Source organism: Nonomuraea montanisoli (genome assembly GCF_013363975.1).
Classification (GTDB): Bacteria; Actinomycetota; Actinomycetes; order Streptosporangiales; family Streptosporangiaceae; genus Nonomuraea; species Nonomuraea montanisoli.
Genome location: NZ_JABWGN010000008.1, coordinates 39,528 through 54,038 on the forward strand (window position 1 = coordinate 39,528; position 14,511 = coordinate 54,038).

14 protein-coding genes are annotated in these 14,511 nt (G+C 73.8%); 2 read left to right on the plus strand and 12 right to left on the minus strand.

Annotated elements, in window-relative coordinates:
- The first annotated feature begins 44 nt into the window (after positions 1–44).
- Together HTZ77_RS21105 and HTZ77_RS21110 are read left to right on the plus strand one after the other, a co-directional pair.
- Complete coding sequence (locus HTZ77_RS21105; RefSeq protein ID WP_175591373.1) at positions 45–824, plus strand: AfsR/SARP family transcriptional regulator; 780 nt, start codon at positions 45–47, stop codon at positions 822–824.
- A 5-nt stretch (positions 825–829) separates the two neighbouring features.
- Positions 830–1,900, plus strand: a complete 1,071-nt coding sequence (locus tag HTZ77_RS21110; RefSeq protein WP_175591374.1) for a hypothetical protein — start codon at positions 830–832, stop codon at positions 1,898–1,900.
- A gap of 1 nt (position 1,901) precedes the next feature.
- Here HTZ77_RS21110 and HTZ77_RS21115 read toward each other — a convergent pair whose 3' ends face one another.
- The 12 genes from HTZ77_RS21115 to HTZ77_RS21170 all read right to left on the minus strand — a co-directional run bounded on the left by HTZ77_RS21115 (position 1,902) and on the right by HTZ77_RS21170 (position 14,498).
- Positions 1,902–2,498 (minus strand): DUF6461 domain-containing protein, encoded by a 597-nt coding sequence (locus HTZ77_RS21115; protein ID WP_175591375.1) that lies wholly within the window; start codon positions 2,496–2,498, stop codon positions 1,902–1,904.
- A 77-nt stretch (positions 2,499–2,575) separates the two neighbouring features.
- Entirely contained in the window at positions 2,576–3,832 is a 1,257-nt protein-coding gene (locus tag HTZ77_RS21120; RefSeq protein WP_175591376.1) for a phenylacetate--CoA ligase family protein, read from the minus strand.
- A 28-nt stretch (positions 3,833–3,860) separates the two neighbouring features.
- The gene (locus HTZ77_RS21125; RefSeq protein WP_175591377.1) at positions 3,861–5,150 is read right to left on the minus strand and encodes an MFS transporter; all 1,290 of its coding nucleotides are present in this window, start codon (positions 5,148–5,150) and stop codon (positions 3,861–3,863) included.
- Between the two features lie 16 nt (positions 5,151–5,166).
- The gene (gene paaI, locus HTZ77_RS21130; RefSeq protein ID WP_328808676.1) at positions 5,167–5,553 is read right to left on the minus strand and encodes a hydroxyphenylacetyl-CoA thioesterase PaaI; all 387 of its coding nucleotides are present in this window, start codon (positions 5,551–5,553) and stop codon (positions 5,167–5,169) included.
- Positions 5,550–6,401 carry an SDR family NAD(P)-dependent oxidoreductase gene (locus HTZ77_RS21135; RefSeq protein WP_175591378.1) on the minus strand — a complete coding sequence of 284 codons (852 nt, stop codon included), beginning with the start codon at positions 6,399–6,401 and terminating at the stop codon, positions 5,550–5,552. The genes paaI and HTZ77_RS21135 overlap by 4 nt, the downstream gene beginning before the upstream one ends.
- Positions 6,402–6,452: 51 nt before the next feature.
- Complete coding sequence (locus HTZ77_RS21140) at positions 6,453–7,721, minus strand: MFS transporter (RefSeq protein ID WP_175591379.1); 1,269 nt, start codon at positions 7,719–7,721, stop codon at positions 6,453–6,455.
- Positions 7,718–8,935, minus strand: a complete 1,218-nt coding sequence (locus HTZ77_RS21145) for an AMP-binding protein (protein WP_175591380.1) — start codon at positions 8,933–8,935, stop codon at positions 7,718–7,720. Before HTZ77_RS21145 ends, HTZ77_RS21140 begins: the two co-directional genes overlap by 4 nt.
- Positions 8,932–9,906, minus strand: coding sequence for an ATP-grasp domain-containing protein (locus tag HTZ77_RS21150; protein WP_175591381.1), 975 nt, complete (start codon positions 9,904–9,906; stop codon positions 8,932–8,934). Before HTZ77_RS21150 ends, HTZ77_RS21145 begins: the two co-directional genes overlap by 4 nt.
- Entirely contained in the window at positions 9,903–11,270 is a 1,368-nt protein-coding gene (locus HTZ77_RS21155; RefSeq protein ID WP_175591382.1) for a KamA family radical SAM protein, read from the minus strand. The genes HTZ77_RS21150 and HTZ77_RS21155 overlap by 4 nt, the downstream gene beginning before the upstream one ends.
- Positions 11,267–12,961: a class I adenylate-forming enzyme family protein gene (locus tag HTZ77_RS21160; protein ID WP_175591383.1), complete on the minus strand. Its 1,695-nt coding sequence runs from the start codon at positions 12,959–12,961 to the stop codon at positions 11,267–11,269. The genes HTZ77_RS21155 and HTZ77_RS21160 overlap by 4 nt, the downstream gene beginning before the upstream one ends.
- Positions 12,958–14,283 (minus strand): flavin monoamine oxidase family protein, encoded by a 1,326-nt coding sequence (locus tag HTZ77_RS21165; protein WP_175591384.1) that lies wholly within the window; start codon positions 14,281–14,283, stop codon positions 12,958–12,960. The genes HTZ77_RS21160 and HTZ77_RS21165 overlap by 4 nt, the downstream gene beginning before the upstream one ends.
- Complete coding sequence (locus HTZ77_RS21170) at positions 14,280–14,498, minus strand: phosphopantetheine-binding protein (protein WP_175591385.1); 219 nt, start codon at positions 14,496–14,498, stop codon at positions 14,280–14,282. The genes HTZ77_RS21165 and HTZ77_RS21170 overlap by 4 nt, the downstream gene beginning before the upstream one ends.
- Positions 14,499–14,511 lie beyond the last annotated feature (13 nt).

A 14,511-nucleotide genomic window follows, 5' to 3' on the forward strand; every position in this document is an offset into this window, starting at 1 on the left:
CGGTAGCGGCGTTTTCGCCGATCCAGTTCTGGAGGTGGTCGTCGATGGTCGTGTCCGTGACCGGCGCCCGTGTGCGTCTCGGTCTGCTCGGCCCGCTCCAGGTGGTACGCGGTGACGGCCCGGTCGTCATCACCGCGCCCAAGCACCGCGCCGTCCTCGCCATCCTGGCCATCAACGCCGGGCGGCCGGTCTCGGCGGAGCGGCTCGCCGAGGAGCTGTGGCAGGGCTCGGAGCCCGCGTTCGCGCGCAAGACCGTGCAGGGCTATGTCTGGCGGCTGCGCAAGGTGGTCGGCGACGTCCTGCGCACCCGCGCGGGCTCGTACGAGCTGGACGGCGACGCCCCGGAGACCGACGCCGCCCGCTTCGAGCGGCTGCTGTCCGACGGCCGGCACGCGCTGCGCGAGCGCCGGCCGGAGCAGGCGCGGGCGTCCCTGGGGGCGGCGCTGGCCCTGTGGCGCGGCCCGGCGCTGGCCGACGTGCCCGCCACGCCCGCGGTGCGGGCGCGCGCCGACCGGCTGGAGGAGGCCCGGCTGCTGGCCGTCGAGGCCGCGCTGGAGGCGGACATCGAGCTGGGCGCGACCGCGGCGGCCCTGCCGCGGCTGCGCGAGCTCACCCGCGTGCACCCGGTGCGCGAGTCGCTGCACGCGCTGCTCATGCTCGGCCTGTACCGGTCGGGACGGCAGGCCGAGGCGCTGGCGGTGTACGGCGGGCTGCGGGCGACGCTGGTCGCCGAGCACGGCCTGGAGCCGACCCCGGCCGTGCGCGACCTGCACCGGCGCATCCTCGCCGCCGACCCCGCCCTCATCCCGGCCCCCATATCGTGATCTTCATGAGAATCGCGGCCGCCCTCGTCCTCGTCCTCGCGCTCTGCGGAGCGGACGCGCACGCGATCCGGCCGGCCACGTGGCGGCTGACCTACGCGGCGCGGGGACTGACCGGCGAGGTGAGCTCCACGAACCTCGGCGCGCTGGGCGTCACAGGACAGGGACACGCCTGGGCCCTGCTGCTGGAGCAGAACCGGCCGGACCGGTGGACGATGCTCCGCCGGGACGGCGTCTCCTGGCGGCCCGCCGCGCCGCCGAGGGGCACGGGGGGCTCCGACGCGCGGTTCGCCGCCTCCCCGTCGGGCGACGACCTGTGGATGTTCACCGGGAACCGGCCGTTCCAGCTCACCGGCGGCCGATGGGTGCACCGTCCGTGGGCCGGCGCGTTCGCGCGTGGGTCCGTCGCGGTCGGGGCCGGGGACGACGTCTGGATCTCCGAGTACGGCGGCCCGGACGACTATGCCGAAGCCGGACTCAGCCACTGGGACGGCCGCTCGTGGAAGCAGGTTCCCAAGCCGAGTACGGATGTCCACGAGGTCCCCCACGTGGCCGCCCCCGGCAGGGGCGAGCTGTGGGCGGTGGTCGAGGGCACGGGACAGGCCAGGGTGGTACGGCGGGACGGCTCCGGCTGGGCCGCCACCCCGCTTCCTCCCGCGCCCGGCTGCCCTCCCGCGCCCGCCGGCGGCTTCCACGGCATGGCGGCCCGCGCCCGCGACGACGTGTGGCTGATCACGCAGGCCGCCGCCGGGCGGTCCGGGTCCTGCGCGGTGCCCGACCGCGGCCTGGTCGCGCGCTGGGACGGCGCCGCGTGGAGGTGGCTCGACCTGCCGCTGACCCGGACCTGGCTGCCCGACGTCGCCGCCGACCGGGTCGGCGGCGTGTGGATCGCGGCCAACCCCGCCCACGGGCAGCCGTACGTGCTCAACTTCCGCCACGGCCGCTGGACCCGGTCGGCGCTGCCCGCCGAAGGCGGGTGGGCGGGGTTCGTGGACATCGCCCCCGTGCCCGGCACCACCCGGCTGTGGGCCCTGGCCCGCCGCGGTGACGGGACCCTGCTCATCTACGAGCTGGCCTAGGTCAGTCCCCGGCCGGTTCCGCGCCGAGGAACCCCAGAGCGAGCATGTCCCGCGTGAACGGGACACCGGTGATCCTGCCCGCCAGGGCGAACGAACCCGAGACGGGATGCTCGACGTCCGCGCCGGTGCCGTCGGGGTCGAGGCCCACCTCACGCATCGCGTCGACGAAGCGATCCGGATCACTGCCATACCGATAGTTCGGGGCGATCGGGTCGAAGCTCACGATCGTCTCGCCGTCGACCGCGTAGGTGAAGGTGTCCGCGGCGTAGTCGTGGCGGCAGACCGACACGACCTCGGTCGCCCGCGAGACACGGGCCGTCACCTCGGCGTCGGCGGCGATCCGCCAGCCTCCCGGCTCGACGACCAGTGTCCAGTCGCCGGCCTCCGCGGCGCCGACGAAACCGGCCGCGTCGTCGGCGTTCTCCTCCGAACGCTCCTCCATCTCCTCGAACGTCACCTCCTCCAGCGTGCTCTCCTCCACGCCGAACCGCCGCAACGCCTCGGCCGGGGAAACCGCCCGGACGAAGGACACGCAGTAGACGTCGCCCAGGTGTTCACTGCTCCTGAGCCAGCCGAATTCCTCGCTGACGTGCGTCATCGTGCTCCCTTGATCAGTCGCGCGTCATCATGTCAGCCGCCGCCGACGAATCCGGCCGGGCGTCGAGGGACTCCTGCTCAGGAGTGCGGGCGCTCGTCCACGACCTGCACGAGCTTGCCCGTGCGCGGATGGGTGGCCAGCTCGGACGGCCGCACCCACTCGATGATCAGCGGATGGACGAACCCCTGCTCCACGCAGTCGGGGTAGAGCGGCCGGGCCGCGTACACGGCCTCGACCAGCCGCTCGGTCAGCTCGGCCGGCGGCTCCCCGGCGCAGGCCAGGCGGAGCACGAGGCCGTCCTTGCCGTCCCAGCGGCGCTCGACCATCTGCATCCCCGTCATCGCCCCGCCCGGGTCGGCGGCGGCGAGCGCGGCGCGGACGTCCTCGTACGCCATGGCCACGTTGGCCACCCTGGCGCCCTCGACGGTCCGGCCGACCAGGCGGAAGCGGCTGCACCCGGCGTCCACCCACTCGGCCAGGTCGCCCACCGGGTAGCGGATGATCGGCATGAGCGTGCGGAACAGGTTCGTGACGACCACGCGGCCGCGCACGCCCGGCTCGGTGATCGGCTCGCCGGTCACCTCGTCGACGAGCTCGACCACGGTGCGCTCGGGGAACGCCTCGTGCACCCGCACGTCGTCGCCCGGCACCGGGCCGCCGACCAGGCCGGCGTCCACCGTGGCGTACCCGAGCGACGCGATCGCCGCCCCCGGGAAGGCCTTGGCCAGGCGCGGGCGCAGGTCGTCGAAGAGCAGGTCGCCGGCGAACAGCAGCAGCTCCACCGAACGCGCGTCCACCCCCTTGGCGAGCACCGCCTCGGCCACCCCGCCGAGCTTCATCGGGGTGCCCGCCAGCACGTTGACGCCGAAGCCGGCGATCAGGTCGGCGACGTCCTCGTCCGGCGTGTGGCCGGCGACCGGCAGCCGCACGTTCTCCACCGGCGCGTTGTGCAGGGCGGCCTCGATGTAGAGGAAGCCGCCGTACAGGTGCCCGGCGAAGAACAGGTTCGCCACCCGGTGTCCGGGCCGGAGCCCGGCCCGGACCATGCCCGCGCCGAACGCGGAGGTGGAGTCGAAGTGCTCGGTACGGGTCCACGGCGAGACCTTCGGCGCGCCGGTGGTGCCGCCGGAGGTGTACACGCCGGCGTCGGTCAGCGGGCCGGTCAGCAGCCGGTTGTCCGGCCAGACGTTGGCCGCCCAGAAGGCCGCCTGGTCGATGATCGGGAGCTGGGCGAGGTCCGCGACGCCCTCGGGCACGTCACGGTAGAGCTCGGCGTAGAAGGGCGAGTTGCGCCGGGCGAAGTCGATCAGGTCACGCAGGGGTCTGGCGGGCATCCGGTTCTCCTTGCTGCGGATTCGGGGGTCAGATGCGGCTGTGGGCGAGGCTGGGGATCCGGGCCGCCAGCACCTGGCGGCGGTAGAACCACCAGTTGGTGGCCAGGAAGACCGCGTAGCCGCCGAGGAACGCGTACAGCGCCACGGCGACCGAACCCGTCCGGCTGATCGACATCGCGAAGCTGCGCGGGATGAGGAAGCCGCCGAAGGCGCCGACGGCGGAGGCGATGCCGATGCACGCCGCGGCCTCCCGCCGGGCGTTCTCCGGGGCGCTGCGGGCGGCGAAGATGGCGGGGATCATCCGGTACGTGGACCCGTTGCCCGTCCCCGAGGCGACGAACAGCAGGAGGAACGCCCCCAGGAAGACCGGGAACGCGTGCCACCGGAGCCCCGCCAGCGCGCCCGCCACGCCCGCGGCCATGGCCACGAACGACCACGCGGTCACCCTGGCTCCGCCGTACCTGTCCGACAGCCAGCCGCCGACCGGACGCGCCAGCGAGCCCACGAGGGGACCCAGGAAGGCGACGTACGGCGCGGCCGAGCCCGCGAAGGCCGTCCTGACCACCAGCGGGAAAGCCGCCGAGTACCCGATGAACGAGCCGAAGGTGCCGATGTAGAGGAAGGACATCACCCAGGTGTGCTTCCGCTTCAGGGCGCGCGCCTGGCTGGCGAAGTCGGCCCTGGCCACCGCGAGGTTGTCCATGAAGAAGTACGCGCACAAGGCCGCGGCGGCGATGAGCGGGACCCACACGAGACCGGCGTGGGCGAGGGCGGCCGCGGCCGTCAGCGGGACCACGAGCTGGACGACCGCCACGCCCAGGTTGCCGCCCGCCGCGTTGACGCCCAGCGCGAAACCCTTGCGCCGCTCCGGGTAGAAGTAGGAGATGTTGGCCATGGAGGAGGCGAAGTTGCCGCCGCCCAGCCCGGCCGTCGCCGCGGCCAGCAGGAACAGCCCGTACGGCGTGGCCGGGTCGGCGGCGAGCACGGCGAGCAGCCCGACCGGCAGGAGCAGCAGCAGCGCGCTGGCCACCGTCCAGTTGCGCCCGCCGAAGGCCGAGACCGCGAAGGTGTAGGGCAGGCGCAGCGTGGCGCCGACCAGGTTCGGCACGGCCACCAGCCAGAAGAGCTGGTCGACGGTGAACGGGAAGCCCGCCTTCGGCAGGAGCACGACCACCGCGCTCCACAGCAGCCACACCGCGAAACCGAGGTGCTCCACGAAGATGGAGAAGACCAGGTTACGGGTGGCGACGCGGCGCCCGGTCGCCGCCCAGAAGCCGGGGTCCTCGGGGTCCCAGCGGTGGATCCAGCGTCCGCTCATCGATGTGTCCCTTCATTCATGACGGCCTGCCGGAGACCGCGACGCTCTGGCCGCGGAACTCGGCGACGACCTCGCCGCCGGGACGGCGCACGGTGACGTCGTAGACGCCGTGCCTGCCGTAGCGGACCCGCTCCTCCGCCTCGGCCAGCAGGTCCTCTCCCGGCGCCGCCGGTCGGACGAAGGTCACCTGGGCGCTGTGCGCGAGGGTGACCGGGCCGCGGCTGTTGCAGGCGTAGGCGAAGGCGGCGTCGGCGAGCAGGAACACGTAGCCGCCGTGGGCGACGCCGTGCAGGTTGACCATGGCGTCGGTGATCCGCATGCGCAGCCGGGCCCGTCCGGGGCCGAGGTCCTCCAGCGTGATGCCGAGCGCCCGGCAGGCCGGATCCTCGGTGGGGCGGCTCACGCGGGGGCCCCGATCCAGGTGCGGGCCAGGGCGCGCACGGCCGAGCCGTCGCCGTCGGCGAGCTTGGCCGCCAGGTAGCCGGACACCCAGGCGCTGGTGGGGATGCGGAAGGGCGGGTCCTCGGTGGTCAGCGCGTCGACGACCACCTCGGCCACCTCCCACTTGGACTGGCCGGCCCTCTCCCAGCCCGCGCCGCGCACCCAGTCGATGTAGTCGGCGAAGGTCCCGGCGTAGGGGCCGGAGGCGGCCTGAATGGTCTTCCGGTTGATGTCCGGAAAAATCCCGAACCGGGTGTCGGAGACGAAACCGGGCACGACCACCGACACCGTCACCCCCTGCGAAGCCGCGACCGGGGCCAGGCTCTCCATGAACCCCTCGACCGCGAACTTCGCCGCCGCGTACGCCTCGTTGAACGGCTGGCCCACGACGCCGTGCACGCTGCCGAGGCTCACCAGCCGCCCGCCCGAGGTCCGCAGCAGCGGCATCGCCACCCGGCTGACGGCGATCACCCCGAAGAAGTTGACCTCCAGGTTGGCCCGCAGGGCCTCCAGGGTGGACATCTCCATCGTGGGGTCGAAGTTGGACACGCCCGCGTTGTTGACCAGCGCGTCCAGCCGCCCGTAGTCCTCCCGCACCCCGCGCAGGCAGGACTCCGCCGACCCGGCGTCGGTGACGTCGAGCCGCCGGACGTCCACCTCGACCCCCGCCTTCGCGGCGGCCTCCAGCAGCTCGCCGGCCCGGTCCGGGTCGCGCATGGTCGCCACCGTGGCGAACCCGGCCCGCGCCGCGGTGACCGCGGTCGCCAGCCCGATGCCCGACGAGGTACCCGTGATCAGCACCGTCCTCATGACGCGCTCCCGTTCATGGCGTGCTCCCGTTCATGGCGTGCTTCGGGCGGCTCATGAGGCGCTCCCCGCCAGCTCGCCCTCCTGCTCCGCCCGGTCGAGCAGCGGCTGGATGCCCAGCGCGGGCAGGAACGACAGCGCCGCGAGCAGCGTCCCGCCCGCCATGACGACCCGGGCGGCGTCGAGCACCCCCAGACCGGGCGTGAGCAGCGTGACCGCCGAGCCGCCCACCAGGGCGGCCAGCGGGATCACGCCCCACGTCGCGGTCCGGAAGGCGGCGTGCATCACGCCCTGGTTCTCCGCCGGCATCCGCGACTGGCGGATGGGCGCGCTGCAGACGTTGATGCAGGACATGAAGAAGCCGTAGCAGCCGATCGTCACGCCGATCACGACGGGCGGCGGCAGCGCCGGGGCGGCCAGCACGCCCAGGCCCACCAGGCAGTGCAGCAGCAGCGCCCACGCCATGGTGCGGCCCAGCCCCAGCCGGGCGCTGATCCTGGGGGCCGCGAGGGCGCCCAGCACGGCTCCCACGGCCGCCGCCGACATCGCGGCGCCGTACGCGGCGACCTGGACGCCCAGCCCCTGGTAGGCCAGGACGGGCAGGACGGTGACGAAGATCGGGCCGCCCGAGTTCAGCGTCACGGCGGCCACGACCACCCGGCGCAGGACCGGATCGGCCCAGTTCAGCCGGAACCCCAGCGCCAGCCGCGACCGGACCGAGCCCTGGTGGACCGTCGCGGTGCCCCACGGGCGCATGGAGGTGAAGCAGGCGGCCGAGACCAGGTAGGTGGCCGCGTCGACGAGCAGGGCCGCCGCGCCGAGCGCGTGGTAGAGCCCCGCGGCGATCGACGGCCCGGCCACCTCCGACACCGTCCGGCTGCCCTCCAGCCTGGAGTAGGCGTGGACCAGCCGGTCCTGCGGCACGGTGGCGGGCACGGCGACGAGGTAGCCGACGTTGAAGAAGATCGTCGCCCCGCTGACCAGCGCCACGCAGGCGAACAGCAGCGGCGTGGTCAGCACGCCCGCCCAGTAGGCGATCGGGACGGCCGCGATCGCCGCCAGCCGCACGAGATCGCAGGCCAGCATGGTGACGCGCTTGTTCCACCGGTCCACCAGGACCCCGGCGATCGGCCCGAGCAGCGGAATGCCCAGATACTGCGCCATGGACACCACGCCCACCTCGAACGGCGACGCGTCCAACGCGAAGATCATCAGTGTCGGCACCACGAACACGGTGATCCGGTCGCCGACGAGGCTCACCGTCTGGCCGGCCCAGAAGAGCGTGAACTCCCGCCCCAGGGATCCGGGCAGCCGGAGCCTCACGACGCCTCCCTGACCACGAAACTCGCGGTCTTGCCGGTGCGCTCGTTGCTGACCAGCGCGTCGACGACCCGTACCCGGAAGGACTCCGGGTCGTGCTGGAAGGCCGTGCTGAGGGTGAAGGTCGCGGCCATCAGGTCGCGCCGCAGCCGCTCCGCCAGGCCGGGAGGCGCGTCGCCGCCGGCGAGCAGCAGCACCTCGACGGTGGCGACCCGGCCGCGCTGCTCGGTGACGACGATCTGCGCCCGCGAGACGCCGGCCTCCCGCTCGGCCTGCGCCACGATGTCGTCGACGTGCAGGCCGAGGCCGCGCACCTGCACCACGGAGTCGCGCCGGCCGAGGATCCGCAGCGCCCTGCCCTCGGCCCCGCACGGGCAGGCGACGAACCGGCCGGCGTCCCCGGTCCGGTAGCGCAGCACGGGGTTGAGCATGTCCGGGTTGAGGGTGGTGAAGTCCAGCAGCTCGTCCTCGCCCACGTGCACGAGCTGCTCGGGCAGCGGGTGGAACACGTCGGCCGGGCAGTCCGGCGTGTTCGTGCCCGCCACCCAGGTCTCGGTGCTGCCGAACATGCCCCACCGGCGCGCGTCCGGCGCGACCACGGCCATGTCCTCGTCGAGCTGCGGATGCCACGCCTCGCCCAGCCAGAGCACCTTGCGCAGGCTCGGGAGGCGGACCCCGGTGGCGCGGGCGTGGGCGAACCACAGCCGCAGCACGCTGGGCGTGCCCCCGAACGCGGTCACGCCCCGGGCCGCGAGGAACGACAGCCAGTCGCCGTACTCGTCCCTGGTGACCGAGCCGAGCGCGATGACCTCGCAGCCGGACAGGTCGGCGAACGCGGCGGCCAGGAAATGGGCGCCCCACATGCGGCCGGCGCCCCAGCCGTTGACGAAGACGTCGTCGCGGTCCAGCGGCCGCCACTGGGCGTGCACGCCGGTCATGTAGAAACCGGTGGGGGCGTGGCCCACCTTGGGCGCGCCGGTGCTGCCGCCGCTCTGGAACAGCCAGGTGGCGCCGCGCTCGGCCCGGGGCCGCAGATGCGCGAGGGCCACGTTCAGCTCGTCCTTGACCAGCGCCGGCAGCGCGGCCACGTCCCGCAGCGAGAGGATCTTGTCGTGGCCGGCGTAGCGGAGGGCGAGCGCGGGGACGGTCTTCAGGCGCTCCAGCGTGCGCTGCGGAACGCGCAGGTCGGGGTCGTGGGACAGCGAGAAGTCGGTCATGATCTCTCCAGCCATCGGGTGTGGGCGTCGCGGTAGGCGGTCCAGCGGGCGCGGGTGACGTCGCGCTGGAGGGCGCGGGCGGGGTCACCCCAGTCCGGCGCGATCACGCCGTCGGGCTCCAGCTCGGAGAACCAGAACCGCTCCCCGTCGAAGAGGAAGTCGACGCAGAAGAACGGGATGGGCAGCCTGGCCGCGAAGTACGCGGTGGCCGCGGCCAGCTCGGCCGGGACCTCCGGGAACTCCATCGCGCCGCCCCTGCTGGCGTTGGCCACCGGCGAGCCGGGCTGCGGGATCCGTTTCATGACGGCGTACGGCTCGCCGTCCACGACGTAGACGCGGTAGTCGACCGTGCCGTCACCCAGGTAGGGCTGGATCACCAGCGCGGTGTCGCCGCCCTGCGCCAGGCTGGCCAGGCCGCGGATCTCCTCGGCGTCGCGCGCCAGGTTCACCCCGCCACCGCCGCACCACCCGGACGGCTTGACGATGACCGGGTACGTCAGCTCGCCCAGCGCCGCCTCGTACAGGTACTTGCCGGTGTCCCGGCCGGTGCCGATCCGCACGGTCGGGACGGGCGGCACGGGGGAGTCGCGCAGGTACAGCACCGTGGCCAGCTTGTCGTTGGCGATCGGCGACAGCCAGGCGGGGAACGGCAGGTAGAAGCCGGCCTGCTCCAGCACGGCGTAGAGCGCGTACTGGTTGAAGACGTCCATCGACTGGTACGGCAGGGAGTACAGGGCGGTGATGAACAGCGTGTCCTCGGGGGTGACCCGCTCCTGGTCCACGTAGACGCGCGGCTTGCCCGTGTCGAGGCCGTCGACCGTCACCGCGTCGGGCGCGTGCCGGCACCAGGTCAGGCCGAGCTCCTCGGCCACGTCGGCGTACATGTCCCAGAAGAAGGGGTGCCACATCGCCTGGGCCCGCGTCGACTCCCGGTCCGGGAAGATCCAGCACATGCGGCGCAGCGAGCTCATGGTTGTCCTTTCCACCAGAGGCGGCCCGGCTCGGGGAGCGTGTCGATCGGGTCGTAGAAGGGGAACCGGCGGTCCGGGCCGGGCGGCTCGCCCAGGCCGATGCCGTGGTTCGAGGTCCAGTAGGAGATGCCGCGCGCGCGGTCGTACTCGGCCACCTGGTGCACCCACCGCTTGCCGACGTACGGCACGTCGCACACGACCCGCGGCGTCGCGTACCCCGGCAGGTAGCCCATGATCGCCTCCTGCAGCCGCTGGCCCTGGTGGAGCGGGATCCGCCAGTGCTCGGCGTTGGGGATCATGTCGCAGAGGTAGAAGTAGTACGGCAGGATGCCGGCCTCCCCCTGCAGGGCGAAGCACAGGTCGAGCAGGTCGGCCGCGGTCGTGTTGACCCCGCGCAGCAGCACGCCCTGGTTGCGCACGTCCCGCACCCCGGCCTCGAACAGCGCCCGGGCCGCCTCCGCCACCAGCGGCGTGACCGACTGGACGTGGTTGGCGTGGGTGTGCACGGCGAGGTTCACCCCGCGCAGGCGGGCGAGCCGGGCCACCCGGCCCATCCCGTCGACGACGCGCGGCTGGAGCCAGTGCTGCGGCAGCCCGACCAGGGCCTTGGTCGCCAGGCGGACGTCGCGCACCGACTCCAGGTCCAGCAGGCGCAGCAGGAACGACTCCAGCCGCGGCCAGGGCACGTTCGCCACGTCGCCGCCGGAGACCACCACGTCGCGCACCTGGGGGGTGCGCTTGAGGTAGTCCAGCATCAGCTCCTCCCGGTCCACCGGCTTGAGCGTCAGCCGCGCCTTGGTGACCTGCGGGGTGGAGGAGCCGACCAGGTCCATCCGGGTGCAGTGCCCGCAGTACTGCGGGCAGGTGGACAGCAGCTCGGCCAGCACCTTGGTCGGGTACCGGTGCGTCAGCCCCTCCACCGCCCACATCTCGGCCTCGTGCAGGGAGTCGCGCCGCGCCCGGGGGTGGCTGGGCCACTCGGGCTGCCGGTCCGAGGCCACCGGCAGCAGGTACCGGCGGACCGGGTCGGCCAGGAACGCCTCGGTGAAGGCGGCCGGCTCCGGCGGGGCGGCGGGCGCCATCACGTTCAGCAGTTGCGGGGTGACCAGCATGGACATGGTCGCGAAGCGCTCCGCGTCGGCCTGGAGGTCGGCGTAGAAGGACTCCTGGAGCAGGTCGCCGGCCACCGCGCGGAGCTGGCCGGCGTTCTTCACGCAGTGGGCGCGCTGCCACTGGGCGTCGCGCCACTGCGCCTCGGTGACGCCGCGCCAGCCCGGCAGGCGCCGCCAGTCCGGCTCGACGAGCGGGCGGCGCGCGTACCTGTAGAGCGGGCCGGCCGCGCCGGCAGGCGTCGGGTGGCTCATGCGGCGAACAGCGCCGCGTGCCGGGTGCGGAGCTCGCGCTTGAGCACCTTGCCGGTGGGGCCGAGCGGATAGTCCTCGCCGGTCCGCGCGATGACCACCGCGCCCAGCGTGGCCAGGCCGGCCTCGGCCAGCGCCTTGTTGGCCCTGTCCCGCACCTCCTCGGCGGTGGCGTCCGCGGCGTCCGCCTGCAGCCGCACCACGGCGATCGGCCGCTGCCCCTCGCCCGGCGGCCCCGGCACGCCGACGACCGAGCAGTCCTGCACCAGGTCCGCGCAGTCGGCGATGAGGACCTCCTCGACGGGCAGGCTGTAGACCGGCCCGGCCAGGGTGTCGATGACGTCCACGGTGCGGTCGAGGTGGTAGAACCTGCCCTCGGCGTCGCGGCGGGCCACGTCGCCGGTCAGCCAGAAGCCGTTGAGTTCGAAGCTCTCGGTCAGGCGCTGGTCGTTCCAGTAGCCGGGGGTGCGGGAGGGGGTGATCACTCCCAGCAGGCCGACGGTGCCGTCGGGCACCTCCTCGCCGTTCTCGTCCAGCACCGCGGCCCTGATGACCGCGTCCTGCGCCCTGCCCACGCAGCGGTCGTCGCGCGGCGTCTCGGGCGTGAACACCATGCCGAACAGCGCCATGCCCATCTCGGACGACCCCAGCCCGTCGATGAACTGCGAGCCCGGCAGCGGCTCGCCGGCCGAGGCGCCGGCGGGCAGCAGCCACGGCTTGATCAGCCCGGCCGGACGCTCGCCGAGCTGGACCAGCCGCCGGATGTGCCCGAAGTGAGCGGAGTCGCCGGTGTTGAACCACGAGTGCACCCGGGCCGCGCCCTCGACCGGCAGCTCGCCGGTGGCCAGCTCGACGAACGTGCGCGGGAACGAGGCGACCATGGTGGGCTGGAACGCCTCCATCACCGGCTCCACCACGGCGCGCCGCCAGTCCGACATCACCACGGTCGGCAGGCCGAGCAGGACCGCGGTGAGGAAGTAGCTCAGGCCCCCCGCGTGCGTGTGCGGCATGAGCGACATGAGCCGGTCGTACGGCTCCGCCGGGAAGCGCTCCATCCGGGCCTGCTTGCCGTCCCAGAAGGACCGGTGGCCGAGCGTCGTGGACTTCGGCACGCCGGTGGTGCCGGAGGAGTGGATCAGAGCGACGATGTCGTCCGGCTCGTGCCGGTGGGGGTAGGACTCCGGCAGCGTGCCCGAGGCGACGTCGAAGGCGCGGACCTCGGAGGCGAGCGCGACGAACCGCGGCCGGTTCTGCGGGTCGTCGCGGTAGGCGAGCTGCAGCCGGGTGGTGTCGTCGGCGACGACGCCCACCACGCCCACGTGGTTGAGGTAGCGGATCATGACGTCCGGCCGCATCGCGTCGTTGACCATCGCCGGGACGGCGCCGAGCGCGGTGAGCGCCAGGAAGTGGATCAGCGGCTCCAGGCCCTCGGCCACGACGATCGCGACCGGGTCGCCCGGCCGCACGCCGTTGGCGTGGTACCAGCGGGCGTAGCCGTCGCGCATCCGGGCCAGGTCCACCAGGCTGTGGCCGCGCAGCACGACCTGGCCGCGGTGGTCGAGACGGTGGGTGTGGACGAACGGCACGTCCCGGTGGGGGTTGCCCTCCAGGGCGTGGTCGAGGAAGTTGCCGGCGCCCAGGCCGGGCTCGGTCATGAACCGCCGGCGGACGGGCAGGGGAGCGATCGAGGTCATGGTGTTTCCCTCCAGGTGATCTCTGCGGCCACGCGGTGACCTGACCGGATGGCGCCTTCCATGAGGCCGAAGAACTCGGTGCTGGTCTCGGTGCCGGCCCAGTGCACGCGCCCGTGCGGGGCGGCCAGCCCGGGGCCGAGGCGCAGCCAGTCGCCCGGGCCGAACAGGGCCGCGTAGCAGCCCCGGCTGTGCGGCTCGTTGACCCAGTCGGTGAGGTGGAACGCGATCGGCGGCGGCAGCTCGGGGAACAGCCGCGCGGCCTGCGCCACGGCCAGCTCGCGCTGCTCGGCGGCGGGGAGCGCGGCGTAACGGATGGCCTCGCCGCCGGTGACGAAGCCGGTGAGCACGCCCGCCCGCCCTCCGGCGGGGGAGTCGTCCACGGTGGACAGCAGGGGACCCTCGGCGCTGACCGACCAGCCGGACAGGCCCAGCTCGCGCCAGAGCGGCGACGGGTAGACCAGGTGGACCTTCACCGCGCAGCCCGGGCCGGTCGCCGGGGTGGAGCGGGGCGCGGGCGGCCCGGGCCGGTGGTCGATCGCGTCGGCGAGCACCGGGGGGACCGCCACGACGGCGTGGGTGCCCCGCACCGGGCCGCGCGGGGTGGTGGCGGTGACGCCGCCGGCGTCCTGGTGGAGCGCCCGGACCGGCTCGCCCAGGCGTACCCGGTCGCCCAGGGCGGCGGCCAGCCGCTCGCAGAGCTGATGCGCGCCGCCGGCGATCCGCCACTCCTGCGCCCCTCCCTCGAACGCGTTGAGGTAGCGGATCCCGCCGCCGGAGCGCAGGTAGAAGGCCATGTGCAGGACCGACACGCGGGCCGGGTCGGCGGCCATCATCTCGCCGAGGAACAGCGGGAAGAACAGCCGCGCGTCCGGGTGGCGCAGGTGCTCGGCCGCCCACCGCTCCGCGGTCACGCCGTCGAGCCGGGCGGCGTCCTGCGTCAGCCAGGGGGCGTCCGGCCGGACGAGGCGGGTGACCTCCTCCAGCGCGTCGAACATCTCGCCCAGCGCGACCGCGGACAGCGGCGGGAACCGGCCGGGCCGGGTCCGGCCCTCGTCGCGGAGGGCGAACCGGCCGGCTCCCGCCACACTGGCCGGCGTGGTCTTCAGGTCCAGCTCGGCGAGCAGGGCGGTGAGCGCGGTGTGCCGCTCGCCCAGGTACGCGGCGCCCGCGTCCACCCAGCCGCCCGGCTCGACCTCCAGGCCGCGCGTCCGGCCGCCCACCTGCTCCCGCGCCTCCAGCACGGTGACCTCGGCGCCGCGCGCGACCAGGTCGGTCGCCGCGGTCAGCCCGGCCAGCCCGGCTCCCACGACGACGACGTTCACGCCGCCTCCGCGATCTTCTTGGAAAGGGCGTTCGGGGTGGGCGCGTCGAGGAGGTCGTCGAATTCCAGCTCCACCCCGGTGGCACGGGCGACCGCGCTCAGCACGCGCGTGGCGAGCAGCGAATCCCCGCCCATGACGAAAAAGTCGGAATCAGCGTTGACCTCGGAAATTTCCAGCACTTCGCGGAATACAGCGGATACGGCGTCGACATTCACGAAAGGGGTCTCC